At 56.1% G+C, this 26,661-nt stretch carries 27 protein-coding genes; 11 read left to right on the top strand and 16 right to left on the bottom strand.

All coding sequences use genetic code 11. The features are described from left to right. Positions 1-263 precede the first annotated feature (263 nt). The 3 genes from ACFQW4_RS20750 to ACFQW4_RS20760 form a co-directional block, all read right to left on the bottom strand. Positions 264-566, bottom strand: coding sequence for a PsiF family protein (locus ACFQW4_RS20750; RefSeq protein WP_101762479.1), 303 nt, complete (start codon positions 564-566; stop codon positions 264-266). Between the two features lie 102 nt (positions 567-668). Continuing rightward, a complete protein-coding gene (iraP, locus tag ACFQW4_RS20755; RefSeq protein WP_101762480.1) occupies positions 669-923 on the bottom strand; it encodes an anti-adapter protein IraP in 255 nt (84 codons plus the stop codon). A gap of 313 nt (positions 924-1,236) precedes the next feature. Then, positions 1,237-1,377: a hypothetical protein gene (locus ACFQW4_RS20760; protein ID WP_167391187.1), complete on the bottom strand. Its 141-nt coding sequence runs from the start codon at positions 1,375-1,377 to the stop codon at positions 1,237-1,239. A 253-nt stretch (positions 1,378-1,630) separates the two neighbouring features. Between ACFQW4_RS20760 and ACFQW4_RS20765 the strand changes: the two genes are divergently transcribed. After that, positions 1,631-4,711, top strand: coding sequence for a beta-galactosidase (locus ACFQW4_RS20765; protein ID WP_377727182.1), 3,081 nt, complete (start codon positions 1,631-1,633; stop codon positions 4,709-4,711). On the opposite strand, the gene ACFQW4_RS20770 is transcribed toward ACFQW4_RS20765, so the two are convergent. After that, complete coding sequence (locus tag ACFQW4_RS20770) at positions 4,650-5,954, bottom strand: multidrug efflux MFS transporter (protein WP_336767242.1); 1,305 nt, start codon at positions 5,952-5,954, stop codon at positions 4,650-4,652. The two genes, ACFQW4_RS20765 and ACFQW4_RS20770, sit on opposite strands and share 62 nt — an antisense overlap. 392 nt (positions 5,955-6,346) lie before the next feature. Here ACFQW4_RS20770 and ACFQW4_RS20775 point away from each other — a divergent pair, with 392 nt between their 5' ends. Beyond that, positions 6,347-6,598, top strand: a complete 252-nt coding sequence (locus ACFQW4_RS20775; RefSeq protein ID WP_192415359.1) for a biofilm development regulator YmgB/AriR family protein — start codon at positions 6,347-6,349, stop codon at positions 6,596-6,598. 12 nt (positions 6,599-6,610) lie between these two features. On the opposite strand, the gene ACFQW4_RS20780 is transcribed toward ACFQW4_RS20775, so the two are convergent. From ACFQW4_RS20780 to ACFQW4_RS20790, 3 genes are all read right to left on the bottom strand, one after another. Then, complete coding sequence (locus ACFQW4_RS20780; protein WP_377727292.1) at positions 6,611-6,928, bottom strand: hypothetical protein; 318 nt, start codon at positions 6,926-6,928, stop codon at positions 6,611-6,613. A 171-nt stretch (positions 6,929-7,099) separates the two neighbouring features. Further along, a complete protein-coding gene (locus ACFQW4_RS20785) occupies positions 7,100-7,399 on the bottom strand; it encodes an I78 family peptidase inhibitor (RefSeq protein ID WP_101762485.1) in 300 nt (99 codons plus the stop codon). 347 nt (positions 7,400-7,746) lie between these two features. Next, positions 7,747-10,335, bottom strand: coding sequence for an EAL domain-containing protein (locus ACFQW4_RS20790; protein ID WP_377727187.1), 2,589 nt, complete (start codon positions 10,333-10,335; stop codon positions 7,747-7,749). Between the two features lie 219 nt (positions 10,336-10,554). Between ACFQW4_RS20790 and ACFQW4_RS20795 the strand changes: the two genes are divergently transcribed. Continuing rightward, entirely contained in the window at positions 10,555-11,202 is a 648-nt protein-coding gene (locus tag ACFQW4_RS20795) for a CPBP family intramembrane glutamic endopeptidase (protein ID WP_101762487.1), read from the top strand. Positions 11,203-11,243: 41 nt separating this feature from the next. Here the strand turns inward: ACFQW4_RS20795 and ACFQW4_RS20800 are convergent, their stop codons facing one another. Continuing rightward, positions 11,244-11,975, bottom strand: coding sequence for an SDR family NAD(P)-dependent oxidoreductase (locus ACFQW4_RS20800; protein ID WP_137385239.1), 732 nt, complete (start codon positions 11,973-11,975; stop codon positions 11,244-11,246). A gap of 99 nt (positions 11,976-12,074) precedes the next feature. Here ACFQW4_RS20800 and ACFQW4_RS20805 point away from each other — a divergent pair, with 99 nt between their 5' ends. Next, on the top strand, positions 12,075-12,455 hold the full coding sequence (locus ACFQW4_RS20805; protein WP_192415363.1) for a helix-turn-helix domain-containing protein: 381 nt from the start codon (positions 12,075-12,077) through the stop codon (positions 12,453-12,455). Between the two features lie 33 nt (positions 12,456-12,488). Here ACFQW4_RS20805 and ACFQW4_RS20810 read toward each other — a convergent pair whose 3' ends face one another. Beyond that, positions 12,489-12,656 (bottom strand): hypothetical protein, encoded by a 168-nt coding sequence (locus ACFQW4_RS20810; protein ID WP_168197444.1) that lies wholly within the window; start codon positions 12,654-12,656, stop codon positions 12,489-12,491. A gap of 212 nt (positions 12,657-12,868) precedes the next feature. On the opposite strand from ACFQW4_RS20810, the gene ACFQW4_RS20815 reads away from it, so the two are divergent. Together ACFQW4_RS20815 and ACFQW4_RS20820 are read left to right on the top strand one after the other, a co-directional pair. Further along, positions 12,869-13,039, top strand: a complete 171-nt coding sequence (locus tag ACFQW4_RS20815; protein WP_007887091.1) for a hypothetical protein — start codon at positions 12,869-12,871, stop codon at positions 13,037-13,039. 111 nt (positions 13,040-13,150) lie between these two features. Further along, positions 13,151-13,384 carry a hypothetical protein gene (locus ACFQW4_RS20820; protein WP_101762489.1) on the top strand — a complete coding sequence of 78 codons (234 nt, stop codon included), beginning with the start codon at positions 13,151-13,153 and terminating at the stop codon, positions 13,382-13,384. A 114-nt stretch (positions 13,385-13,498) separates the two neighbouring features. Here ACFQW4_RS20820 and yniD read toward each other — a convergent pair whose 3' ends face one another. The 5 genes from yniD to ACFQW4_RS20845 form a co-directional block, all read right to left on the bottom strand. Beyond that, complete coding sequence (gene yniD, locus ACFQW4_RS20825) at positions 13,499-13,606, bottom strand: small membrane protein YniD (protein ID WP_021507251.1); 108 nt, start codon at positions 13,604-13,606, stop codon at positions 13,499-13,501. A gap of 79 nt (positions 13,607-13,685) precedes the next feature. Beyond that, positions 13,686-14,114 (bottom strand): OsmC family protein, encoded by a 429-nt coding sequence (locus ACFQW4_RS20830; RefSeq protein ID WP_101762490.1) that lies wholly within the window; start codon positions 14,112-14,114, stop codon positions 13,686-13,688. Positions 14,115-14,176: 62 nt separating this feature from the next. Then, positions 14,177-15,367, bottom strand: coding sequence for an FMN-dependent L-lactate dehydrogenase LldD (gene lldD, locus ACFQW4_RS20835; RefSeq protein ID WP_101762491.1), 1,191 nt, complete (start codon positions 15,365-15,367; stop codon positions 14,177-14,179). Then, positions 15,364-16,131 (bottom strand): transcriptional regulator LldR, encoded by a 768-nt coding sequence (gene lldR, locus ACFQW4_RS20840; RefSeq protein WP_101762492.1) that lies wholly within the window; start codon positions 16,129-16,131, stop codon positions 15,364-15,366. Before lldR ends, lldD begins: the two co-directional genes overlap by 4 nt. A gap of 176 nt (positions 16,132-16,307) precedes the next feature. Further along, a complete protein-coding gene (locus ACFQW4_RS20845) occupies positions 16,308-17,480 on the bottom strand; it encodes a cyanate transporter (RefSeq protein ID WP_377727195.1) in 1,173 nt (390 codons plus the stop codon). 87 nt (positions 17,481-17,567) lie between these two features. Between ACFQW4_RS20845 and ACFQW4_RS20850 the strand changes: the two genes are divergently transcribed. After that, positions 17,568-18,428, top strand: a complete 861-nt coding sequence (locus ACFQW4_RS20850; protein ID WP_110867784.1) for a LysR family transcriptional regulator — start codon at positions 17,568-17,570, stop codon at positions 18,426-18,428. An 88-nt stretch (positions 18,429-18,516) separates the two neighbouring features. Continuing rightward, on the top strand, positions 18,517-19,878 hold the full coding sequence (locus ACFQW4_RS20855; RefSeq protein WP_101762495.1) for an amidohydrolase family protein: 1,362 nt from the start codon (positions 18,517-18,519) through the stop codon (positions 19,876-19,878). 123 nt (positions 19,879-20,001) lie between these two features. Here the strand turns inward: ACFQW4_RS20855 and ACFQW4_RS20860 are convergent, their stop codons facing one another. Continuing rightward, positions 20,002-20,199, bottom strand: coding sequence for a hypothetical protein (locus ACFQW4_RS20860; RefSeq protein ID WP_039333073.1), 198 nt, complete (start codon positions 20,197-20,199; stop codon positions 20,002-20,004). A 402-nt stretch (positions 20,200-20,601) separates the two neighbouring features. Between ACFQW4_RS20860 and dbpA the strand changes: the two genes are divergently transcribed. The 3 genes from dbpA to ACFQW4_RS20875 all read left to right on the top strand — a co-directional run bounded on the left by dbpA (position 20,602) and on the right by ACFQW4_RS20875 (position 25,083). Further along, positions 20,602-21,981 carry an ATP-dependent RNA helicase DbpA gene (dbpA, locus tag ACFQW4_RS20865; RefSeq protein ID WP_377727199.1) on the top strand — a complete coding sequence of 460 codons (1,380 nt, stop codon included), beginning with the start codon at positions 20,602-20,604 and terminating at the stop codon, positions 21,979-21,981. 141 nt (positions 21,982-22,122) lie between these two features. Further along, on the top strand, positions 22,123-23,085 hold the full coding sequence (locus tag ACFQW4_RS20870; RefSeq protein ID WP_008105989.1) for a chemotaxis protein: 963 nt from the start codon (positions 22,123-22,125) through the stop codon (positions 23,083-23,085). A gap of 441 nt (positions 23,086-23,526) precedes the next feature. Then, on the top strand, positions 23,527-25,083 hold the full coding sequence (locus tag ACFQW4_RS20875) for a methyl-accepting chemotaxis protein (protein ID WP_222233058.1): 1,557 nt from the start codon (positions 23,527-23,529) through the stop codon (positions 25,081-25,083). Between the two features lie 45 nt (positions 25,084-25,128). Here ACFQW4_RS20875 and ACFQW4_RS20880 read toward each other — a convergent pair whose 3' ends face one another. After that, positions 25,129-26,418, bottom strand: coding sequence for an HAAAP family serine/threonine permease (locus ACFQW4_RS20880; RefSeq protein WP_377727202.1), 1,290 nt, complete (start codon positions 26,416-26,418; stop codon positions 25,129-25,131). Positions 26,419-26,661 lie beyond the last annotated feature (243 nt).

Raw genomic sequence — 26,661 nt, forward strand, 5'->3', positions numbered from 1 at the left:
CCCAACGAACGCTCTGGCTTCGCGGGGATTGAGCGGATGGAATAATTAGTCATCATTTAGGACTAAAGCATCCTGGCAGCGTTATCGGTGCGATTTTGTGATGAGGATCCTGATATGAGTTTTTCCTCTGACGTGATAAGTAAAATTGAATATGTCTGCGCCGCAGCTTACAGCAATAAAAAAAGGGTTCACGCTAAACATGAACCCTTATTCCTTTTCACGCATGAGTGATTTAAAAACGGCGACGATTATCGCTAATTAAATCAGCTTTTCTTCAGGCACGAACTCATAAACGTTTTACGTGCATCGCCGGTGAGCTTTTTATCGCTCGCATCAGCATTACAGGTTTTCATCTTCATTTGTTGCGGCGTCATACTGCCTATTTTGCTGTCTTTTTTCAGACAGTCACTCATAAAGCTTTTACGCGCATCGCCTTTCAGATTTTGTGTACCGGCGCTCTGGTTACACTGGGTCATTTTTTCCTGCTGTGCGGTTTTCTCTGCCGCACTCGCTCCGCCTGCAATCAGCAAGCCTGCTGTCATTATTGCCAAAAGACACGATTTCATTACCGGATTCTCCGTAGCATTATTGCTCTCTAAGCATGGCACGGAATAAGCAAATACGAGAAATCGATAATAACAATTGCCTGCAAAAACAGGCGATAGCCATTATACGCGCGGATGATGCAGCAACTTCTCTACGTAATTACGCAGCATGGTGGTATCGGGCGTTTCAGCCGCGGGAGCGACGGGCGGCATGGCTAATTTAATAGCGGCCTCAATGTCGTGGAATTGATCGGGATTCAGTTTGCGCAGCATCGCGGTTAACACGATCTCTAATGCCTCAACCTGAGCCACTAATTCTTTAGACTCTTCTTCTTTTTCAGCCAGCTTTAGAAGGAGTTCCGCAATCAGGTTTTTCATGCGACAAGCTCAATGAGAGAAGAAAAACAGACGTTAGCATTGCGCTGAATAAAACAACAAGGATTTTTAAGCCGTTTTAGAGAAAAAACAGCCAAACGGCAGAATAAAAAAACCGGCTAGATTTCAACAGGTAATAGCGAAACGTTTCACTGGACGTTCAAAGATTTATTGAAACGTTTCGCTCACCTATGCCCTGAATAATTCGAGGTGCAGGAAGGCGGCAAGTGCAATCATCCTCAGGAGCTTACTTCACTAAGTGACTGAAGGTGAATGCACGTAGCCAACGCAACTGCAGCCTGAATTATGATGGGTATTAATGCGGCCCCATAAAGCCGCGTCCCGGACCGCCACCATGGCCGCCGCCCCAACCGCCGCCACCCGGAGGTGGGAAAATACAACCGCTCAACGCGGTGACCAATGCCACAACTGCGGCCATTTTAATCATACGGACCATAATTACCTCGGAATGGTGAAATCGGGCTGAGTGTATGAGGCCGCATCGGGCACGACAATACAGAATTCTCCGCAACCCGGCGCTATTCATCTCTGCTCACCACGCTTAACAATTTACTGGCACTAAAGCGGCAAAAACATTGCACGGCTGGCATAAATTGCTGCCAACGCGCTGCGCAAAATCGTGGTTGATCGCTTTACAGCCGGTGCGATTTCACGCAATGTGAGCGCATTACAATAAATGAGATCTCATCATGAGCTTATCTGCTGTCTCCCTGAGTGAAATTCTGGCGCGCCGTGACTGGGAAAATCCGGTGATCACCAGCCTTAATCGACTGGATGCGCATCCGCCGTTTGCCAGCTGGCGCGACGAAATCAGCGCGCGCGATGACCGCCCTTCGCCTTCGCGCCAGCTATTGAACGGCCAATGGAGCTTCAGCTACTTCACGCAGCCGGAAGCGGTACCGCAAAGCTGGCTACTACAGGATTTGCCTGGCGCACATGCGCTGCCGGTGCCTGCAAACTGGCAGCTGCACGGCTTTGACGCGCCAATTTATACCAACGTGCAGTATCCAATTCCGGTAACGCCACCTTTGGTGCCGCAACAGAATCCTACTGGATGCTACTCGCTCACATTCAAAGTGGATGCTAGCTGGCTGCAACAGGGCCAAACGCGCATTATCTTCGACGGCGTAAATTCGGCCTTCTTCCTGTGGTGTAACGGCCAGTGGATCGGCTATTCGCAGGACAGCCGCCTGCCCGCCGAGTTTGATCTCACTCACGCTTTGCAGCCCGGCCAGAACCGCTTAGCCGTGATGGTGCTGCGCTGGTGCGATGGCAGCTATCTGGAAGATCAGGATATGTGGCGCATGAGCGGCATCTTCCGTGATGTCAGCTTGCTGCATAAGCCGGAGACGCAGCTGGCCGATGTGCAGATTGAAACCGCGCTGAGCCCGGAATACCTGCGCGGCGATCTGCGTGTCAGCGTCAAGATCCACGCCGGCGATCGTCAGCCCGCGCAGTGCCGATTGCGCGTCAGTTTGTGGCGCGGCGACAGCTGCATTGGTGAGCAGGAACAGGCACCCGGCAGTGCGATTATCGACGAGCGCGGTCATTATCCCGAACGCGCCCTGCTGATTTTGCCGGTCAACCAGCCGCAACTGTGGAGCGCCGAAACGCCGCATCTCTATCGCGCGGTGGTGACGCTGCTGGATGAAAACGGTGCCGTGCTCGAAGCCGAAGCTTACGACGTCGGTTTCCGCCGCGTCAGCATTGAACAGGGCCAATTGTGCCTCAACGGCAAGCCGCTGCTGATTCGTGGTGTGAACCGCCATGAACATCACCCGGAACACGGTCAGGTGGTGGATGAAGCCAGCATGCGCCGCGATATCGAGCTGATGAAGCGCCACAACTTCAACGCGGTACGCTGCGCGCACTATCCCAATCATCCGCTGTGGTATCGCCTGTGCGATCAATACGGTTTGTATGTGGTGGATGAGGCGAATATCGAAACGCACGGTATGCAGCCCATGAATCGCCTCTCCAGCGATCCGCGCTGGTTCGCCGCCTACAGCGAGCGCGTCACGCGCATGGTGCAGCGCGACCGCAATCATGCCTGCATTATTATCTGGTCGCTGGGCAACGAATCAGGTCACGGCAGCACGCACGATGCGCTCTATCACTGGGTGAAAAGCAGCGATCCGACGCGTCCGGTGCAGTACGAAGGCGGCGGCGCCAACACCGCCGCCACCGATATCGTCTGCCCGATGTACGCGCGCGTCGATCAGGATCAGCCTTTTCCGGCGGTGCCAAAGTGGTCGCTGAAAAAGTGGATTGGTTTGCCGGGCGAGACGCGGCCATTGATTCTGTGTGAATACGCCCACGCGATGGGCAACAGCTTTGGCGGTTTCGCTAAATACTGGCAAGCCTTCCGCCAGTTCCCGCGCTTGCAGGGCGGCTTTGTCTGGGATTGGGTCGATCAAAGCCTGACGCGCTACGACGACAACGGTGAAGCCTGGCAAGCCTACGGCGGAGATTTTGGCGATACGCCGAACGATCGCCAGTTCTGCATGAACGGGCTGGTTTTTGCCGACCGCTCACCGCATCCGGCGCTGTTTGAAGCCCAGCGCGCGCAGCAGTACTTCCAGTTTCAGCGGGACGCTAACGAGCCGTATCGCTTTACCGTCAGCAGCGAATATCTGTTCCGCCGCAGCGATAACGAAGTGCTGCGCTGGTCAATCGAGCAGGATGGCGTTGCCATCGCCAGCGGTGAATTGCCGCTCGATCTCGCCGCTCAAGGCAGCCAGACCTTTACGCTGCCCGCCAGTGAAGATTTGCAGGGCAACGCGTGGCTGAATCTGGCGGTGCATCAAATCAACGCCACGCCGTGGTCCGAAGCGGATGCGCGCGTCGCCTGGGATCAGTGGCCGCTGCCCGCTGCGCTGCCAGTGCGCGTTGCAGAGCTCGGTGCCACCGCGCCGGAACTGATTGCCAATCACGATTTGGTGGCGGTAGTTGTGCCGCAGCAGCGCTGGCACTTCTCGCGCCGCAGCGGCGAGCTGGTGCAATGGTTTGTTGATGATGAAGAAACGCTGATCACGCCGCTGCAGGAGTGCTTTATTCGTGCGCCGATTGATAACGATATCGGCACCAGCGAAGCTGCCAATGTTGATCCCAATGCGTGGGTCGAGCGCTGGAAACGTGCGGGCTACGATGAGTTGCAAGCGGTGCTGGTGGATATGCAGGTCGATAGCCTGAAACACAGCGTGCTGATTGAAACCTGGCATCAGTGGCTGGCCAACGGTCAGCTGGCTTTCACCAGCCACAAACGCTATCAAATTAATGCTAACGGTGAGTTGTCCATTAGCGTCAATGTGGAACAGGCGCCCGGTCTGCCGGCGCCGGCACGCATCGGGCTGCGCTGCCAACTGGCGAAGTCGCCGCAGCAGGTGAGCTGGCTCGGTTTGGGCCCGCACGAGAACTATCCGGATCGCCAACTGGCGGCGCAGTTCTCGCGCTGGCAGCTGCCGCTGGCAGCGCTCAGCACCGCGTATGTGTTCCCCGGTGAAAATGGTTTGCGCTGTGGCACGCGTCAGTTACAGAGCAATGGCTTGCAGGTGAGCGGCGACTTCGCCTTTTCGCTCAGTCGCTTCAGCCTTGAACAGCTGCGTGCCACCTCGCATCGCCACTTATTGCAGCAAGAGGATGGGTGCTGGCTGCACCTCGATGGCTTCCACATGGGCGTCGGCGGTGATGATTCATGGAGCCCAAGCGTTAGCCCGGAGTTTTTGCTTTCTCAGCAGCGCTGGCACTACGCGCTGACGTTGCGTCAGTAGGTTTTTCTGCGGTTTCACGCTGGCTCAAAGGTGGAGTCAGCGTGGTTTTCGGCCGACGATAGAAGCGGCGCAGGAAGATCACGTTAACCATCACCACCATCGCCGTGGCGAAGAACACCCAGCGATAGCCGGTTGCCGCCGATACCGCCGCGCCCAGCAGCGGACCCGCCACGTTACCCAAGTACATAAACGATTGGTTGTAGCCGAAAATGCGCCCGGTGACGTTATCGCGTGAATGCCGCACCAGCAGCGTTTGCACCGCCGGCATCATGGCACCATCGGCAAACCCCAACAGGAAACGCAACACGCCCAACTGCGTCGCGCTGGTGACGAACGACATCGCCACCAGCAGCAATAATGAAACCATCATAGTGGCGAGCAGAATGCGTTGCGTGCCAATACGATCGCCGAGTTTACCCAGCCGTGGCGCGGAGATCAGCGCCGATACGCCCGGCAGCGCGGCGATCACCCCGCTGAGAAACGCGATGTTCTGCGCATTCGGTGCCAGCTCACGCACGAACAGCGTCAGGATGGGGTTCACCGAGCCGTTGCACATCTGAATCACCATGGTGGTGAAGAACAGGCAGATCATTAAGCGCGGATTATCGAGGGTGCGAAACACGTCGCGCCCGCTCAGCTTATCCTGCTTGCTAACCGGCGTATAACCGGTCTCTTTTATCAGAAATAAGGTGACGAGAAAGCTCACCATCAGCAGCACGGCGGTGACGATAAACACCATGCGTAAACCGAGCCAGTCCGCCAGCAAACCGCCAATCATCGGCCCGAGAATGACGCCGCTGATTTGCCCGGTGGAAACACAGCTTAGCGCCCAGCCGCTGCGTTCGCGCGGTACCTGCGCCGCCACCAGCGCCATCGCATTGGGAATGTAGCCGGACGTAAGGCCCATCAGCGCGCGCAGCAGCAACAGCTGCCAGGCCTGAGTGACAAACGCCTGCAGCAGAATCACCGCGCCCATGCCGAAAGAGGCGCGCAGCAGCATTAGCTTGCGCCCTTTACGGTCAGCAAGGCTGCCCCACAACGGCGCGACGGCGGCAGAAACAATGAAGGTGACGCTGAAAGTGAGCCCAGACCAAATGCTGAGCGCGTTACCGCCACGAATCCCGAGTTCTTCCACATACAGCGGCAGGAAGGGAATGATCTGACTGATAGCAAGGCCGGTAAAAAAGCAGCCGAACCAAACGGATATCAGATTAACTTTCCAGGACTCGATGGAGCGTAACATGGGCGTGGGCATCAGCAGAATGAAACGAGAGTTCAGTCTAACAATCTCATAACATTACCGGACGGCAAAACATGGCATGGGCGAAAAAACGCAGTTTTACACTGTCGAGCGTGATTTTGCTCACAGCAAATCATGTCTGAAAGCCGTTTTTTAGTGTCTTTATGTGCTGAAACCCAGCCTGCCGCAAGATAAGCGCATCGCAATGGCAGGCAAACGTGAAAAAATATGTCTACACGTTACTGACAATATTCCACACCGCATCTATGTTTAAAAAACCACCAGTTATCACTGGCGACGCGCTGTCTGTTCTGGACAGTCCGCATGATTAAACCCAATTTCCCCATGCTGCCATTATCCGGCGGTGGGCATCGTTGTCTCTGCGGAGGTCAGCTATGAGAACCCAGCCAAACAGCGCCAGTCGGGCGATTACCGACTACTTCAATAGCCCAGCCTGGCATGCACCGCATGAGAGCGACCTGTTAGCGGCGATCATGCGCGAACTGATGGATGACGGACAGCCTGCCACCAGCAAAGCGATTATTGCGCGCGTGATTGATAAGCTGGAATTTGAAGGGGATGAACAGCAGCTGCAGAGCTACCGCAACTTACTGGCAAAACTGCTGGAATCGGGGCCGCAGAAATAGCGGCCCACGCCACTATTTTACCGCACGCAGATGGTCGGCTTCGCTGACAAATGCCCTGCCGCTTTGACGCTGGTACAGGCAGAGTTCGCGTCCGACCTGATTTTTCATGTGCTTTTGCGGATAGCGACCTTCCAGCAGCAGCGCATCAAAGCCCACGCTGTCATCATACTGAATCGGCTTACCCACCACTTTCGCTGTCTTCAGGCCGCTGGCCTTGAGACAGCTTTGCTGCATATTTTTGTCGTTCTGCTGCCATGTGGCTTCGCTCGACGCCTGCGCCAGCGGACTCAACAACAGCGTTAACAGCAGCAATTTTCCACGCGTTCTCATCATCACTCCTCCATCAGCCTTGCAGGCCGAAAGATAAAAAAATTCCCGCCGCAGCGGGAAGAAATAAGACGAACATTGCATATTCGAGAGTGACGAGGAAATCTCCGTAGTGCGCAGTTATCCTCGCCCGGCGCTGTGACAGCCCGATGACAATGCAATGTCGTTTTTTTGTTATCCGCAGTACACCCGGGAAATTTTACCGCTTTGATCCGCCGCGAAATTTATCCGACGCAGATTGAAATCCATCGTTACCGCTGAATTCCACGGAATAGCACGCACGGGCACCGCGAAGCGTTTGTTGTCGAGCGTCGATAATGGCTGACCAACGTAGTTTTGGTATTGCGATGCGCCGCACTGATCGGTTTCCGGATCGTGGCTGGCAGCCGCGCTGGCGTCAGGTTTGCTGGCTGACTGGCACGCGGTCAGGGCAAAAAAGGCCGTTACCAGTAGCGCTTTTCCATAATGGGTCACAAGTTTCTCCTCCTGGATAAATAGACAACCGGTTTTTGAGAGTAGCAAAGCGTGACCGTGAAACGGAAATTTTTACAGCAGATTGGTCGCACTAATCAGCTCAAAAGGGCGATCTTCCTCTCAAAAGTTAGGATTAATCGCACGCACTGTCTAAAAATCAATCCGCCAGCCACTACAATTAACTAAGAATTTTCTTAGCGAGGAGGCAATGATGGAACTGGTAATTTTTGTTGGCTTCGCCGCTCTGATGACGTTTGTTGCGATCAGAGTGCGTTAAAAAGCCGCGCACATTTCGTAGCGGCGCGATTTATCACGCAATGCATTGCGCCGCTACAATGTGTGCAAAATCAATTGACGGTTTCCTCTTCCTGTAACCGCGCATTGAAGGCTGCCAGCGACATGGGTCGGCCAAGGACATATCCCTGCCCTTCTTCACACGACAGCGCTTTCAGCGCCTTTAGCTGTGCTTCGGTTTCAATCCCTTCAGCGGTAATGGTCAGCGCAAACGCGCGCGCCAGGCCGACAATCCCCGCCACCACCGATTGCGCCTGCTGCGATTCCGGGAACTCCTTCATCCATGAACGATCGATCTTCAAGCCGTTGAACGGGAAAGTTTTCAGATAGCCCAACGCCGCATAGCCGGTACCAAAATCATCCACCGTCAGCCGCACGCCGAGCGCGCGCAGGCCTTGCATGATCTCCAATGCGCGATCCGGATTCTCAAAAGTGACGTTTTCGGTGATCTCCAGCTCCAGCCGTGTGGCCGGTAATCCACTCACCTCCAGCGCATGCGCCACGCGCTGCACCAGATCGTTATTACGAAACTCCACCGGCGAAATATTCACGGAAACATAGCGCTGTTCGCCCCAGTCGCGGGCGTCCACGCATGCGCGCATCAGCACCCAATCGCTGATCGCAGCGATCAGGCCGTTCTCTTCCGCTAATGGAATAAAGCGATCGGGTGTGATCCATTGGTCGTCGGCTATCTGCCAGCGAATCAGCGCTTCAGCGCCAGCCAGCTGCCCGCTTTGCAGCTGATAGCGCGGCTGGTAATGCAGCGTGAAGGCGTGATTGTGCAGCGCGCCCTCAATCGCCTGCACCATGTCGCGTTTTGACTGCAGATGGTTCGCCATATCGGTGGAGTACCAAACCCACCGATCGCGTCCGGCACTGCGCGCCTGAGCCAGCGCAATATCGGCCAGGCGTAACAGCGCTTCCGGCTGAGCCGCATCCTGCGGTGCTGATACGATGCCCATGCTGGCGGTGAGGCTGATTTGATGCGATCCGCTGATGATCGGTTGATGCACCATGCGCTGCAGCGCACGACAGCGATATTCCACACCCGCCCGCGTGCTTTCGCGCAGCAGCAAAATAAAGGCATCGCCGCCGAGCCGGGCCGCCAGTTCATTCGGCGCCAGCAAGCTTTTCAGCCGTGTCGAGATCTCATTCAGAACGTCATCACCGACCGCGTGGCCCCACGTATCGTTGATCGGTTTGAACTGATCGAGATCGAAACTGATGACAAACAGCGGATCATCCGCGCTGACGCACTCCAGATACGCGGTTAAATACTCCTGCAGCTGCATGCGGTTCGCGAGGCCGGTCAGCATGTCATGACGTGACAGAAACTGAATGCGCGCTTCGGCGTCCACTTCATGAGTGATATCCGACACTGTGCCGCGAAAACCCGAGCGCAGGCCGTTACGCCGAATGGCTTTCGCCATTAACTGCCCAATGCGGCGCTCGCCGTTGGCCGACATAAACTGGCAGCGCAGCGGCACATGTTTCACCTCTTCGCCTTGGCGCATCAGCCAGGAGACCAGCGAATGGCTGGGATGGCTCAGCAGTTGATCGAGCGGACGTCCAATCCAGCTTTTCACTTCATGGCCGGTCACCGCAGCAAAGCGCGACGAGAGATAACAGAGGCGGCCCTGTGCGTCGACTTCCCAAATCCAGTCCGACGCGGCTTCCGCCAGATCGCGAAAACGCTCTTCGCTGTTGGCCAACTCACGCTGACTGATCGCCAGCATTTCAAAGCGACGATCGGAGATCACCGCGTTGTGCAGTGCATGCCGCAGCACGCGACGCGTCACCAGCGCCACCGCCAGCGCGGTGAACAGCAGCAGCGGCATCATCAGCCACATCACGCCGAAGCCGGGATTTTTCGGCTGCCAGCGCAGCACCAGGGGTTCGCCCTGCAGCACCGGCTCCACCAGCCGTGGCTCAAACAGCGCATCGTTTAGATCGCTGGCGATGCGCGGTTCAATCACATTCAGGGCTTTGCCCAGCGTTTGCAGTTTTTGTGGCGTGAAAGTGTTAACGAACACCATGACCGAAGCGGGGCCGGGCATCGTCGGCAAATCCTGTCCTTTGCCCGGCGTAATCGGCGCGGCCACGACAATCGCCGGGTTACTCTCCACCAGCGCATTGCCTGCAACGGCGTCATGCCGTGAGCGCGCCGCGCTTAGCAGTACGTTGCTTTGTGCGCCTAACAAGCTCTCAATCGAAGCATCCGATAATTCACCGTTAATCACCGCATAGCGGGTTTTTCCATTGCCATCGACCACGAACACGCCGTCGTAGTGATACTCCTTGTAAAGCCCCGGACCAAAGTTCTCTTCGTCCCACGCCCAAACCTTATTGACCGTCAGATGCAGGTTTTTCCAGCCTTCGCCCCAGTTAGCATAATCGCGCGCATCGACGAGCATCTGTTGCTGCTGTTGCTGCCACGCCTGACGCATCAGATTGGCATCCTGCTGGATTGAGTCGATGTTTTGTCGATGGGCGATAACTAACACCATCACCACAGAGAGAAGTAGCACGCCAAACAGCAGCGAGGATAAGGTGCGCAGAATGCGCCGCGTCAGCCTTACCGTGTGTGCTTCCATATTGGTCCTGGCGGCCAGTGCCGTGTGCCGGTGAAACTCAGAATTCATGCGCATTGCTCGTAGAATACAGGCAGCAAAAAAAGGCGGATGACAACGCAGACTGCGCACATCTCCACCCTGTAAGGGTTTGATCGGTTATCGGCCCCGAGCGCCGCAGATTTAGTCTTGTTGGTGGAATATTTGAGCAGCGCAAATGTGCAGCACGCCACCTCGACAGGGATGATCGGCGTTGCTACTATGCGCTCTCCTCTGCTCGCTGAGTCGCCTATGGACACCCAATCCGACAAAGTTACGTTAACGCTGTTCTACGTGGGTAGCTTTGTGGTCTATTACCTTGTGACCATGCTGGTTACGCTGTTTCCCAATTACGGGATGCTGCGTACCAACGGCTTGCTGATGCCGGTGCTTTGCCTGGTGGAGTTTGCGGTGATTTATCCGCTGTACCGTTTTTACTGTCAGCGTCGCAGCGACATTCCGCTGGGCTTTGTGCGGCCGATGCAGGCGCTGCTGTTTATTGGTTTACTGTTTGCTTTGATGGTGGCGCAGACGCAGTTTCTGCAACCCGAAGGCTGGCTGATTGCGCAATCGCAGCAGGGACGCAGCTCGATGTTGATTCTGCTGCTCACCGCCGTGCTGCTGGCGCCGGTGTTTGAAGAAGTGCTGTTCCGGGGATTTTTACTGCAAGGTTTTCTGTTGTGGGCGCCGAGAAGCCGTTTTGCCTGCATGCTGCTCACCTCCCTGCTGTTCGCCGCGATGCATACCCAATATGTGCACTGGGAAACGCTGGTTGCTTTAACGCTGTTTTCCATGCTGCTGTGCTACGCGCGCCTGCGCAGCAACAGCCTGGCGCTACCGATTTTCCTGCACACGCTGAACAATTTAATCGCTATCCTGCCCGCCTGGTATTTCGCCTGAGCAAAGCAAAACAGCCATCCTAAGATGGCTATGTATGATGCTTACACCTGTGTCAAACCGCCATCCACACAGATTTCTGCGCCCGCGATGTAACTGCTCTCGTCACTGGCGAGGAACAGCGCGACGTTGGCCACCTCTTCGGGCTTGCCCATTCTGCTGAGCGGAATAGTGCTGGTGATGCCGTTGCGCACCTCTTCAGAAGCCGCCCGCATCATATCGGTATCGATCGGGCCGGGCGCCACCACGTTAATGCGGATGCCGCGCGCAGAGAGCTCGCGCGTCCAGGTACGGGCAAAAGATCGCAGTGCGGCTTTACTGGCGCTGTAAACGCCGTAACCTTCGGTGCCAATCACATCGGCAATCGAACCAATCAATACCACGCTGGCGCCGGGCTTCAGCAGCGGCAACGCGGCCTGCAGAGCAAACACCGGCGAGCGCACATTGAGGCCGAAGATGTGATCAAAATGCTCAGCGCTAATCTCATCGATGGTGGCGTACTCCGCCATCCCAGCGTTGATCACCAACACATCCAGCTGGCCGGATTCACGCGTGATCGTTTCAATAATGCGCGTCAATTCACTCTGCTGGCTCACATCGGCACGCAGCGGATGCGCGTTGCCGCTGATGCTGCTGCTGGCGGTCTGTAACTCCTCGTCACGGCGCGAGGTAAACCAGGTGGTAGCGCCCTCACTGGCAAAACGCTGGCTGATTGCCAGACCAATTCCTTTTGCGCCGCCCAGTACCACTGCCACTTTGTTATCCAGTCTGCTCATCTGCTCTCTCCTGTTTGGGTAGAAAGCTGATGGTATATATTTTATACTTAATAACAATTACGCACTTCATTTATACCAGATATCGCGGAGTATATCGCCATGGCAGAGATCGACGGTAACAGCTTGAGAGATGTAGGAAAAACCCGGCCGGTGCTGGAGCACATCACCAATAAATGGTCGATTTTAATTCTCACCGTGCTTTGTACTAAGCCGTCGCGTTTTAACGAGATTCGTCGTCGGCTGGATGGCATCACTCACAAGGCGTTGGCGGATGCGTTAAAGCGGCTGGAGCGTAATGGGCTGGTGAATCGCGAAGTGCTGAACACCGCGCCGATCGGTGTGGAATACAGCCTGACGCCGCTGGCACAGACGCTGCAACAACCGTTTGTCGCGTTGTATGACTGGGCGCTGGAGCACGGTCCATCACTGGAACGCGCGCAGGAAGAGTACGACCGCACCCACACGGATGAGATCGCCTAGGGCCGCCATTCATGGCGACCGCTGGCACAAAAATTACTCTTTTTCCGCTTCGAAATGGGTTTTGAACTGTTCGTAGATAGAAATCATGTTGGAAGCATCACCGTGCAGCGGGCTCAGTTTTCCCGCGCGCACCAGTTCAATCACCAGTTGCAAGGCGGCTTGTTTTGGGCTGCTGGCTGGTTGGGCAATTTCGTTCGACATGTTAACTCACTCATCGTTTTTATCAGGGCCGCATAGTTTAGCCCAGATTGAGCTACGGTTGCGCACTGCGATGCGTATAATCTTGCGAGCCGGACAAGAAAGCCGCTCAGGGTGATAATTGACTCTCAACGCGTTTAGCTATACTGGATCAAAAAAGGGAACGACCAGCCACACATTCCGTACCAGCGAGAAGGTGTTAAAGGAGTCTGATTATGCTGATTGGTTTTGTTTTATTAGTGAGCGCATGTGGGCATGATGCCTGTGATGCCTTACCGGTTTCGGAGCGTATCTATCCGACCAAAGTGGCCTGTGAGCAGATGGCCGATCGCATCCATAAAGTGCGGCCAAATGTGGTCTTACTTTGTGGCGAAGTGCACCGTTAATTCGGTGCCAGCTTGATTAAAGTTGCGCAAATAGTAGCCAAACGGCATTGCAAGAATGGGTTGTAGCGTTCAAAATATAAGCTGCTTTTCACTATCATCGTTGTGAATCCAATGAAAACATCTCGCCCCCGTCGTCCAAACGGACGCTGGGTTTATTACATTTTGTATGATGGCATTCTCTGGCCCTGCCCCGTACGTTGGGAATGGGAAAGCGGCTTCGGCGGCTGGCTGCCATTCTATTTCTCGCCCACGTTTGAGTTCGTGGCGGGCGATCCACGCAAGGCGTATCGCATTGCGCGCAGCAGTGCGCGTAACGTACGCCAGACAGACGGTGAGTTCGCCTGATTGATTAGCCAATCTGCCATGGGAACCATGACGCCGTAAGCAGGTAATGCAGTAACTCCAGCACCAAAATCACCATCACCAATACGCCAAGCTTGTGGCTGCTGATCCACTCTTTCATCCCCATATCATCGCCGCCCAGCGAATCAGCATCAGCGCCCCGCAGATGCACAACAGCACCACGATCATTTTCCAGTGTTTGGTTGCAGCCAGTTTTTTTGCCACGCATCCTCCAGACGACAGAAAGCAACGATGCGCCCTAAGGCGCACCGTTGATTCTAACGCTGGTCACCCATTTGGGCGATTATTTATTCAGCGTGTAGTCGAGCGTGATTTCAGCATTCAGTACCTGAGAAACCGGGCAGCCCGCTTTGGCTTTCTGGATGATCTCATCAAACTTCGCGTCATCAATGCCCGGTAAGACGATGGCGCTGGTCAGCGCGATTTTGGTGATGGCAAAACCGTCGCCCTTTTTATCCAGCGACACATCCGCGGTGGTATCAATGCTTGTTGGCGGATGCCCTTCATTGCCCAACATCAATGACAATGCCATTGAGAAGCAAGCGGCGTGCGCAGCACCAATCAGCTCTTCCGGGTTAGTGCCCTTCTGGCCTTCAAAACGGGTATTGAAACCGTACGGTTGATTGCTCAACACGCCGCTTTCAGTACTTACCGTACCTTTGCCTTTAATGTCGCCTTCCCAATGGGCCGATCCTTTCTTATGTATGGTCATGTCATTCCTCCTGTTGTGTTCGACAGCTATTGAGTATAGACAACATGACTCATTCTGCTGGATTAGCTCACCGCGCGTGGACGCGCCGGACTCAAGCCCGCCTCGCTCAACAGCGCGTTAGCCTGCACCAGCGAAGCCTGCGTAATCTCTTTGATCGATTTCGCGCCGGTCAGCGTCATCGCCACTTTCATCTCTTTCTCAATCAGGTTGAGCAGATTTTCAACGCCGCGCTGACCGTGCGTTGCCAGCGCATAGACAAACGCGCGTCCCAGCAGCACGCTGTCGGCACCGAGGGCGATCATCCGCACCACATCCAACCCGCTGCGAATCCCGCTGTCGGCGAGAAGGGTAATATCGCCTTTCACCGCATCGGCAATGGCCGGCAACGCGCGCGCCGACGACAGCACGCCGTCCAGCTGACGCCCGCCGTGATTCGACACCACAATGCCATCGGCACCAAATCGCACCGCATCGCGCGCATCTTCCGCGTCGAGAATGCCTTTAATCACCATCGGGCCATCCCAGAATTCACGAATCCACTCCAGATCTTTCCAGGAAATCGACGGATCGAAATTGTTCGCCAGCCAGCCGATGTAATCTTCCAGCCCGGTCGGTTTACCAAGATAAGTGGAGATGTTGCCGAGATCGTGCGGACGGCCATGTAAACCGACATCCCACGCCCATTGCGGATGGGTTGCCGCCTGCCAGTAACGACGCAGCGGCGCATTGGGGCCGCTCATGCCGGAGTGCGCATCACGGTAACGTGCGCCCGGCGTCGGCATATCGACAGTGAACACCAGCGTGGTACAGCCGGCGGCTTTGGCGCGCTCCAGCGCGTTGCGCATAAAGCCGCGATCGCGCAGCACATAGAGCTGGAACCACATCGGACGATTAATGGCCGGCGCCACTTCTTCAATGGGGCAAACCGACACGGTTGAGAGCGTAAACGGAATGCCTTTCAGCGCCGCCGCGCGCGCCGCCTGCACTTCACCGCGTCGCGCATACATGCCACACAAGCCGACCGGCGCCAGCGCCACCGGCATCGACAGGGTTTCGTTGAACAGCTTCGTTTCTAGGCTCAACGCCGACATGTTTTTCAGCACGCGCTGGCGCAGCGCCACGTCGGAGAGATCGGCGACATTGCGCTTCAGCGTGTGCTCGGCGTAAGCGCCGCCATCCAGATAGTGAAACAAGAACGGTGGCAAGATGCGTTGCGCCGCGGCGCGATAGTCACTGGCAGCAGAAATGATCATCCGTTATTTTCCTTGTGCTGAGGTTGGTGGCCCGGCAGACGCGTAATGCGCGCCTGGCGCGCCTCATCTTCATGCAGGGTTTTCATAGTGGTGTGAACAAAGCCGAGATGATCCATCGCCGCCTGGCGCGCCGTTTCCGCGTCACCGGCCATCACCGCATCAAACATCGCCTGATGCTGTTCGTTAAGACGATTAAAAATCACCGGATGGGTATACATGCGCTGACGGCTGTGCAGCACCGAGGATTGCAGCAGATCGAAAAAGCCGCGCATGGTCTGCAGCAGCACCACATTGTGCGAGGCTTCGGCGATGGCGAGATGAAAACGCAGATCGGCCTGCGCCGCGAGATCGGCATCGTCGCTCTGCTTAATCTTCAGCAGCGCATCAAAGGCGTAAGCCAGCCGCTCTTTATCGGCTTCGGTGGCGCGTAACGCCGCGTGCCATGCGGTGCTGGCCTCTATTGCGTGACGCGCTTCAAGGATGTCGTAGCGATAATCGGGATCTTCAGCCAGCAGCTGGCGAATCGGCTCTACGATACGCTGTTCCGACCACGGTTGCTGCGGCTGACGTAGCCAGGTGCCGCCACCGCGTTTACTGATCAACACGCCGCTGCTGATCAGTTGCTGGATCGCCTCGCGCAGTGACGATCGCGATGAACCGAACTCGGCCGCCAGCGCGCGTTCGGACGGCAGCCGCATGCCCGGCTCCAGCTGATGCTCGGTAATCCAGGCGCAGAGCCGCGCCCGCAGCGTATTTTCGGTCATCGCATTATCCTGAGAAAGGCCCCACCGCCCTGCTGCATTGGTAGGACCAAAATGCAGCGTGGCGGGCTTAATGGAGGAGAATGGTTAATGCTTTGTTACTTCGATGCAACGAAACAGGCGGGATTTTTCAGGTTATGTGACGACGCGGCCACATTTGAATCTTTTGGTAGGACCAATTACGCCGCAGTCCGGCCAAAGGCCCGACCATAACTGCGCGGATGAAAGCGCAGGTTCAGCAAAATCAGCCCGACCGTCACCGCCGCCTGCATCAGCCAGACGCTGGAAAAACTGTGGGTTAATGCCTGCAGCTGACCGCCGATAAACGGCATGCAGCCGGCGATGATAAAGCCCGCGCCCTGCATAAACGCCACCAGCCGTGCACCGGCCTGCGGATGCGGCAGGTGATCAAGCGCCAGCACCATCGCCAGCGGGAATGCCGCGCCCAGTCCAAATCCGGCAATCGCCGCCCACAGCCACGGCGCGAACAGCGGAGCAAACAGAAAGCCGCTCATGCCGATCAGCTGACAAACCAGGCTGATAATCAGCTGCGGACGCCGATCCGCCTTACGCGCTAGCAGCGGCATCAACAGCGCACCTGCAACCTGACAGAGAATCATTGCGCCGAGCAGCGATCCGCCGGCCTGCGCCGACCAGCCAAGATGATGATAGGCATCCGGCAGCCAGGCAACGCAGGTGGCGTAACCACCGTTCACCAGGCCAAAACTGATTGCCAGCGTCCAGGCGCGCGGCGTGCGCCACAGCGACGGCAGCGCAACCTTTTCCGTGCTGGCGACGGTTGGTACGCGCACGTAAAGCCACAGTGCAATCGCCAGCAGCACCGGCAGCGCCCAGCCGCTCAGCGCCAGCGACCCGCCAAAATGATCGCTGAGCCACGGCGATAACGCCGCTCCTAAACCGCCGCCGCCCATCAGCGCACCGGCCCACAATCCGGTGACCGGCGCGCTGCGCTGTGCAAAGCGCTGACGAATCAGGCCCGGCATCGCCATCTGTACCACGCCCACGCCAAAGCCGCCAAACAGCGCGCTGACCACCAGCCAACTGCCGTCGTGGATCACGCCACGCGCCGCCAGCGCCAGCAGCAGCAGCGTCAATCCGGCCAGCAGCAAGCGTTGCAGCGGCACGCGCTGCATCAGCGAAGCGCTCAGTAGCGCGACCGCGCCCATCATCACCATCGGTACCGCAGGCAGCAGCGAAGCCGCCAGTGAAGAGAGTCCCATCGTCTGCCGAAGCTGGCCGAGTAATGGACTAAGAGAAGTGAGTAACGGTCGCATATTCAGCCCAGCCACTACCAAAGCGGCGAGCGTTAATCCGTTGAAATGTCGATTCATACACAATCCTGCTGCAAAGAGGTTGTCAGCATCGCAGCAGTCGTTACTATTTGGAAATGAAATAACACCATAACGACCAGTGGAAAAATGAATCGTCAACCGATGTTCACCCCGCAGCAACTGCTGAGTTTTGTCGCGGTGTGCGAAACCGCCAGCTTCACCCGCGCCGCCGATCGCGTGCATCTGTCGCAATCCACCGTGAGCCAGCAGGTGCGTCGGCTGGAAGAGATGATCGGTAAACCGCTGCTACAGCGCACATCGCATCAGGTGGCGCTCACCGAAGAGGGCGAGAAGCTGCTGGGCTATGCGCGCCGCATCATCGCGCTAAACGGCGAAGCGCACGACGTGCTGAGCGATAAATGGCGCGACGGCGTGCTGCGCCTTGGCGTGCCGGAAGATTTCGCCGCGCCGACCGCCGGTTTGCTGGCGGAGTTCAGCCGCGATCATCCGCAACTGCGCCTTGATGTGATGAGCGGCATGTATGTCGATTTGCATCGCGCCTGGCAGCGTGAGGAGCTGGATATCATGCTGATCAAACAGCCGGGCGGTGAACGTCCGCTGGCTGCGCGCCCCGAGCCGCTGCTGTGGCTGGACAGCGCCGCACATCCCTGCTTTGAGCAAACGCCGGTGCCGCTGGTGGTGTTCCCGCAGCTCGGTTTATATCGCGAGGAGATGGCGCAGACGCTGGATAGCCTCGGCCGCAGCTGGCGCATCAGCTACAGCAGCGCCAGTTTGGTGGCGCTCGCCAGCGCCAGCGCCGCCGGATTGGGCTTAACGCTGCTGCCCGCCAGCTGCCGCTTGCCTGAGCATCGCGTATTAGGGGAAGCCGATGGTTTACCCACCATCAACCATTTTGAACTGGCGCTATTTTGCCGTGCGCCGCAGGACGAACTGCAGCAGGCGCTGGCCGCCGCGCTGGTGACCTTTTGTCAGCTGCAGTGGCAGTGATTTTTCCACTGCTAACCAGTGGCAAATATCGCAGCGCGCTGCGTTGAGTTTTGCCAGATTAAGCGTTTCTCATTTGATGGAACCTCTGATGCAACTGACCTCTCCCAGCCGTCGTGAATTTCTTAGTCTGACCGCCGCCGGAAGCCTGCTGGCCGCCGGCATCAGCTACGCTGCACCCGCTTCACCGCTGCTCGCTAACAGCACACAGCCGCACACGCCGCCACCGCGCGTTGCGCACTACCAGCTGCTCAATGTCCGCCTCGAAGAGGGCTTTGAGCGCGACGGTAAAGAGGTGATCGCCACGCGCACCGCACTGTACGACATCACTATCAAAGACGGCACTTTCGCGGCGATTGATGCCGCAGGCAAAGCGCGCAACGCCGCCCTGCCACAGTGGGATGCCCACGGCGCCCTGCTGCTGCCGCGCACCCGTGATATGCATATCCATCTCGACAAAACCTTTTACGGTGGTCCGTGGGAAGCGCCGCGTCCGCGTCAGGGCAAAACCATCATGGATATGATTGCGCGCGAACAGGTGCTGATCCCGCAACTGCTGCCAACGTCGCAGGCGCGTGCCGAAGCGATCATTGGTTTGCTGCACAGCAAAGGCACCACCGAAGCGCGCAGTCACTGCAATATCGATCCGGTCAGCGGCCTGAAAAGCCTTGAGCATCTCAAGCTGGCGCTGGCGAATCATCCGGAATTCCCGTGTGAAATCGTTGCCTTCCCGCAGCATGGTTTGCTGCATTCGAAGGTTGATGGCTTGATGCGCGAAGCGATGCAGATGGGCGTGCAGTTTGTCGGCGGGCTCGATCCCACCAACGTGGATGGCGCGATGCAGGCGTCGCTGGATGCGATGTTCCAGATCGCCCTCGATTTCCAGCGCGGCGTGGATATCCATCTGCACGAAACCTCGCCATCCGGCGTGGCGGCCATTCAGTACATGATCGATACCATCGCGAAAAACCCGCAGCTGAAGGGTAAAGTGACGCTGAGTCACGGTTTTGCGCTCGGCACGCTGGAAGGCAAAGCGCTGGATCAGATGATTGCGGGCATGGCCGAGCAGCAGATGAGCGTGGCGTCGACCATTCCGATTGGCAAGCTGACCATGCCGCTGCCGCAGTTGCAGGCGGCGGGCATCACGGTGATGACCGGCACGGACAGCGTGATCGATCACTGGTCACCGTTTGGCACCGGCAGCATGCTGGAGAAAGCCAATTTGTACGCGCAGCTGTATCGCGGTTCCGATGAGTTCGGTTTGAGCCGCGCGCTGCATATCGCCACTGGCGGGATTTTGCCGCTGTCGAATCAGGGCGAACGTCAGTGGCCGAAGGTCGACGATGAAGCCAGCATGATGCTGGTCGAGGCCAGCTGCTCCGCCGAAGCCGTTGCCCGCATCTCCCCGGTCCGCGCCACCTTCCACCGCGGATTGCCAGTGTTCAGTGCGTAAGCAGAAAATCGCACATTCCCGTAGCGGCGCGTGGCTGAAGGCACCCAACAAAAAAGCCTCCGCAAGGAGGCTTTACGTACGACATAAACAGGCGGCATGCGCACACCCGGTGAGTGCTGGATTTTACGAAAGCATCTGAATCGCCAGCGCATACAGCCGCTGGTTTTCATCGTCGCTGACAGGCTCTTCTTCCGCGTAACAGGCAATCATAGAGCTGACTTTATCCGAAGATAAGGTTTCTCCATGCAGATGCAGCGTTAACACGGCGCGGCCGACGATTTTCAGAATGTCTTCGTTTTGTCCCTGGACATAATGACTCAATGAAATGACCTCTGAAATATTATGGGTATTTACTGATTAGCCAAACGGCGGGGTAAATATAAAGCAAATCGGCTATTCGTTTTAATCAGAATTTTACCTAAGCGAAGCCATTCATTAGCACAATACTTATAAGTAAGCATTAACAAACCCTGATAATGCTTGTTTAATAACGCTAATTCTCCTTTTTCGTTGAATATGTCGAGGTTTAGCGCCTTCATTGCAGAATAAAATCAACCACAAAAGCATTAGAACTTCGCAACAGTATGCGTATAAAAACGAGACAAGCCTGTTATAACACTAACGGTTTTCAGGCAGGCAGCAGAAGCGCTTTTGCCATTGCCGATCACGCCCCTTTCTGCCAGACTGACCGCCGCCATCCTACCCGCAATTAGAGACTTTCCCGTGACTGCTTTTTCTACCCTGACGCAACTGCCCGCCAGCCAACTCGATAACCTGCGCGAGATGGGTTTCGACGCCATGACGCCGATTCAGGCCGCTTCCCTGCCCGCGATTCTGGAAGGGCGCGACGTGCGTGCGCAGGCGAAAACCGGCAGTGGCAAAACCGCCGCCTTTGGCGTGGGTTTGCTGAACCGCATCGATAACAGCCAGTTCCACACTCAGGCGCTGATTCTGTGCCCGACGCGTGAACTGGCCGATCAGGTCAGCAACGTGCTGCGTCAGCTGGCGCGTTTTACCCGCAATATCAAAATCCTGACGCTGTGCGGCGGCCAGCCGATGAGCGCGCAACGTGATTCCTTAGTGCATGCGCCACATATCGTGGTCGGCACGCCGGGCCGTTTGCTCGATCACCTGAAGCGCGACAACCTTGATCTCAGCCAGCTGCAAACGCTGGTGCTGGATGAAGCCGATCGCATGCTGGAGATGGGCTTCCGCGACGATATGGAAGCGATCATCGGCTTTACGCCGGAAACACGCCAGACGCTGCTGTTTTCTGCCACCTGGCCGGATACCATCGCCAGTCTCAGCCAGCGTTTTCAGCGCGATGCGCTGGCGGTCGCCACCGAAGATAAAACCGAGTTACCGACCATCGAGCAGCAGTTTATTGAAGCCAGCGCCAAAGAGCGCCACAGCCTGCTCGGCGCGCTGCTCAGCCAGCAACAACCGGCCTCCTGCGTGGTGTTCTGTAACACCAGGCGCGAGTGTGACGACGTTGCTGCCGCGCTGAACGAGCGTGATATCAGTGCGTTAGCGCTGCATGGCGATCTGGAGCAGCGCGATCGTGAGCGCGTGCTGATTCGCTTCGCCAACGGCAGCATCCGCGTATTGATCGCCACCGACGTCGCTGCACGCGGTCTGGATATTAAATCGCTGGGGCTGGTGGTGAATTTCCAGCTGGCGTGGGATCCGGAAGTGCACATTCATCGCATCGGCCGTACCGGTCGCGCCGGTGAGAAAGGGTTGGCGGTAAGCTTTGTCGCCCCCGACGAAATGGTGCGCGCCAATGCGCTGGAAGAGTATCTGCAGCAGAAGCTCAATTGGGTTTCCTCCAGCTCGCTGAAAGGCACCAGCGCCAAATCGCTGCCGGCGACCAAAATGACGCTGTGTATTGATGGCGGCCGTAAAGCCAAAATCCGTCCGGGCGATATTCTCGGCGCGCTGACCGGTGAAGCCGGTTTTAGCGGCGACCAGATCGGCAAGATCGATATGACCGCCACCCACGCCTATGTTGCCATCGACGCCGCTCAGGCGAAGAAAGCGCTGATCAAGCTGAAAGAGGGCAAGATCAAAGGCAAAAGCGTGCGCGCCATTCTGCTGAAGTAAAGGGTACCCGCGTGAGGGCGATCGCTCTCACGCTAAAATTTCCGTTATCTCCCCCTTCATTTTTTTTCTCTTCTGCCGATAAGTTAATCATGGCGATATTGCCCTGCCCTTTACTCAGCCCAGATCTGCTCCGAGGCCATGATGGATAATTTTCAGAAAGAGATCGATGAACGCGCCAACCTTGCGCTTTCCAATAAATTCGAACTGCTGTTGTTCCGACTGGGTTCCGATCAGCTGAAAGGCAAATCTGAGCTGTACGGCATCAACGTGTTTAAACTGCGTGAAATCGTGCCGATGCCCACCATCACTCGCGCCGCTGGCATGCAATCGCCGCTGCTTGGCATGGCGAGTATTCGCGGCCAGTTTATTCCGGTTATCGATCTGCCCGCCGTCACCGGCTGCAAACCAGAAACCGGCCTTAACCTGCTGCTGGTGACCGAATATGCGCGCAGCACTCAGGCGTTTGCCGTGGAATCGGTGGAGAACATTGTGCGTCTCGACTGGAGCCAGGTACACACGGCGGAAGCGGGCATCGGTAGCCGCAACATCACCAGCATCGCCTGTCTGGATACCGACGGCCAAAGCAATAATCTGGCGATGGTGCTGGACGTTGAGCAGATTCTGTATGACATCATTCCTTCAGTGCGCGGCGTTGAGCCAAGCGCAGAGACCGCCAAAGACTTCAATCTGAAGCCTGGCCAAGTGGCGATTGTGGCGGAAGATTCCAAAGTGGCGCGTCAGCTGCTGGAGCAAGGCCTGAAAAGCATGGGCATCCCGGCGATTATGCACAACACCGGTCTGGAAGCCTGGATCAAAATTAACGAAATGCAGAAAGAAGCGGCTGCAAACGGTGAGTCGATCCACGACAAGATCGCGCTGGTGCTGACCGATCTCGAAATGCCGGAGATGGATGGCTTTACCTTAACGCGCAACATCAAACGCGATAACAACCTGCGCCAGATTCCGGTGGTGATCCACTCTTCACTCTCCGGCAGCGCCAACGAAGATCACGTGCGCAAAGTCGGTGCCGATGGTTACGTGGCGAAGTTCGAAATCAACGAGCTGTCGAATGTAATCCACGGCGTGCTGAAAAAGCCGCGTTAATGATCGTAATGCCACCGTTCATAGCGTAATGCTTGTCAGTTAAGACCTGAAAACCCTTAATTACCAGAGCACACCTTGTAGCGGCGCAATTCATTGCGCGATAAATCGCGCCGCTACGGAATGTGCGGTGATTTGATAAGGTGCTTAACTGATCGGCATTACGCCATTCCTGGCGACCCTTCAACCAGGATCCTCCCGCCTAACTTTCCCATCCAGTCAAAAATCAAGGTTAACGTCATTAACCAAACCGTGACGCATCTCTAAAAAATTAAAGTTAAAACATTAACAACCGATAACAGATAGCGCTTGCGCTGGTGCTGCCATACCAGATTTGTCACGCTGCGTAACCATTTTTACCTTAGAAAACATCAACCTGATGCGGGCGCCTTGCCTGCTTTTCCGTCTTGAAAACATCAATTTTTGGCATTACGGGGAGAACCAATGTTGAGCTTAAAGAATATGAAGGTCGGCGTCCGTTTGGGCATCGCCTTTGGTTTAGTGGTGGCACTGTTAGTCATTGTCGGCATCACGTCGATTACCAAAATTAACAACATCAAAACCGGTATTACGTCGATTGTGGAAGACCGTTACGTGAAAGTGCGTCTTGGTTTTGACGTCCGTGACGGTGTTAACGATCAAATTAAATATCTGCGTGGCATCGTGATTGATACCACGCGTCCGGAAAATAACGTTAAACGTTATCAGCAACTCGCCGAAGCCACTGAGCATACCAACAACGCGATGAACAAAATCAAAGCGATACAGGTTACCGACGTGGGTAAAAAGAAAATCGCCGGGCTGCTGGCGGCCAGTGACAAATTCGAGGCCGAGAAACATCAGCTGATTGAGCTGGTACGCGCTGGCGATGCAGACGCCGCCAGCACCTATGTACTGAAATCCATTACCGATACGCAAAACGCTTTCCTGGCGAGCGCGGTGGCGTTTGCCGATTCGCAATCGCAGCAGTTACAGCAAGAAGGCGCGAAGATTATTGATAACGGCTCATCCGCTATTGAGATGACGCTAATCTTCTCCGCTCTCGCCATTGCAGCCTCCATCGTATTAGGCTTTATGCTGACGCGTTCAATTGTGCGTCCGCTGAATGAAGCGGTGGAAATCGCCGGGAAAGTCGCGGCAGGCGATCTCAGTTCGCACATTGAAATCAGCGGTAAAGATGAAACCGCCGTGCTGATGCAGGCGCTGCAGGCGATGAACGACAATCTGCTCACTATCGTTTCCGATGTGCGCGCCGGTTCCGATACCATCGCTGTCGCCTCGAATCAAATCTCCAGCGGTAACATCGATCTCTCATCACGCACCGAACAGCAGGCCAGCTCGCTGGAAGAGACCGCATCGGCGATGGAACAGATGACCGCCACCGTTAAGCACAACGCCGAAAACGCGCGGGAAGCCAATCAGTTGGTGGCCAACACCTCCAATGTGGCGAAGCAAGGCGGCGTGGTGATGGAACAGGTGATCGAGAAGATGGAAGCCATTACGCTCTCTTCGAAGAAGATCGTCGATATTATCAGCGTGATCGACTCCATCGCCTTCCAGACCAACATACTTTCCCTTAACGCCGCGGTCGAAGCCGCACGCGCCGGTGAGCAAGGCCGTGGTTTCGCCGTGGTAGCCACCGAAGTACGTAATCTGGCGGCGCGTTCGGCATCTGCCGCGAAAGAGATCAAGGTGTTGATTGAGGATTCGGTCGCGCAGGTGGATGAAGGTAGCCGTCTGGTGACGCACGCCGGTTCAACGATTGGTGAAGTGGTCAACAGCGTGAAGAGCGTGGCGGATATTATGAGCGAAATCACCATTGCCAGCAGCGAGCAAAGTAGCGGGATTAGCGAGATCAACTCAGCGATTACGCAGATGGAGGCGGTGACGCAGCAGAATGCCGCGTTGGTGCAGGAAGCCTCAGCGGCGTCGCAGGCGTTGCAGGAACAGGCAGATCGCCTGGCGCAGTCGATGAGTGTGTTTAAAACGGCTGCGGTGTAATGATGACAAGGTCGCCATGCCTGGCGACCTTTCTGATATATATGCTTAGCTGACCAGCGAATAAGCAATCGACGAAATCGCCAGCACGCCAACGATCACCACAAACACGTTACTGATTTTCCCGCTGTACTGACGCATCGCCGGCACTTTCTGAATGGCATACATCGGCATCAGGAACAGAATCATCGCAATAATCGGCCCACCCAGCGTTTCAATCATGCCCAGAATACTGGGGTTCAGCGTCGCCACCAGCCAGGTGGTCAGTAGCATAAACGCGGTGGTCAGGCGATTCAGACGCTGCGGCGTGACGGTTTTACCGCGGCTGCGCAGCGACTTCACCACCATGCCGTTAAACCCTTCACGCGCCCCCAGATAATGCCCGAGAAACGACTTCGTGATCGCCACCATCGCCACAATCGGCCCCATCCACGCAATCATCTGTACATTAAAGTGGTTGGCTAAATAGGACAGAATAGTGATGTTCTGATCTTTCGCCGCCTGCAGATCGGCGGGCGACAGGCTCAGCACGCAGCTGAACACAAAGAACATCACCGTCACGACCATAAGCAGATGGGCGTTCGCCAGGATGCGCGAACATTTCTTCTCCGCGTTTGCGCCGTACTCATCGCGCTTGGCAACAGCAAAAGAGGAGATAATCGGCGAATGATTGAAGGAGAACACCATCACCGGAATCGCCAGCCACAGCGTCATCAGAATGCCGTGGCCGCTTACATTTGCATCTAATGACAACGTTTCCAGCGCTGCACCATGCCAGTGCGGTACCAGATAAGCCGCCAGCAGCATCAGCACCGCCACAAACGGGAACACCAGTATGCTCATCGCTTTCACAATCATCTGCTCGCCAAAGCGCACCACCGTCATCATGCCGATGATCAGAATCAGCGACAGTAGCGCACGCGGCGGCGAAACCAGCCCCAGCTGATGCACGATAAAGCTATCAACGGTATTGGTGATCGCCACGCTGTACATCAGCAGGATCGGATAGATAGCAAAGAAGTAGAGCAAGGTGATGATCTTGCCAGCGCCCACGCCAAAGTGCTCTTCCACCACTTCGGTAATGTCTTCGCCGGGATTTTTACCGGAGAGCACAAAGCGCGTTAACGCACGGTGCGCGTAATAGGTCATCGGGAAGGCAAGAATCGCCATGATAATCAGCGGAATCAGCCCGCCTGCACCGGCATTAATCGGCAGGAAAAGCACGCCCGCACCAATCGCCGTACCGTACAGACCCAGCATCCACACGGTATCACTCTTACGCCAGCCCTTAGCCGCCGTATCTACGGTGCCAAGCGTACCGGTTTGTGAGTTGTCCATCTGTCTCTCCAGAATTTCAAGCTTTATCAACATGCAGCCACAAAGATGGCTACCAATCATGGCGTGGGCTGCTCCGCCCGGCCGGAACGCAAAGGATGACGCTTCATGAGATGAAATTCACGCATCCTGATGTTTTACGCCGCAGTAAATGCACGAAACATGCGCGCAATCGATTGCATGGGGCGCTATTTGACATGAGACGCGGAATGAGTGCAAGAAGGAGTAACGGGGAGTCAGCAGAAA

Origin of the sequence: Pantoea sp. GCM10028869, assembly GCF_042666835.1 — a bacterium.
Classification (GTDB): domain Bacteria; phylum Pseudomonadota; class Gammaproteobacteria; order Enterobacterales; family Enterobacteriaceae; genus Pantoea; species Pantoea leporis.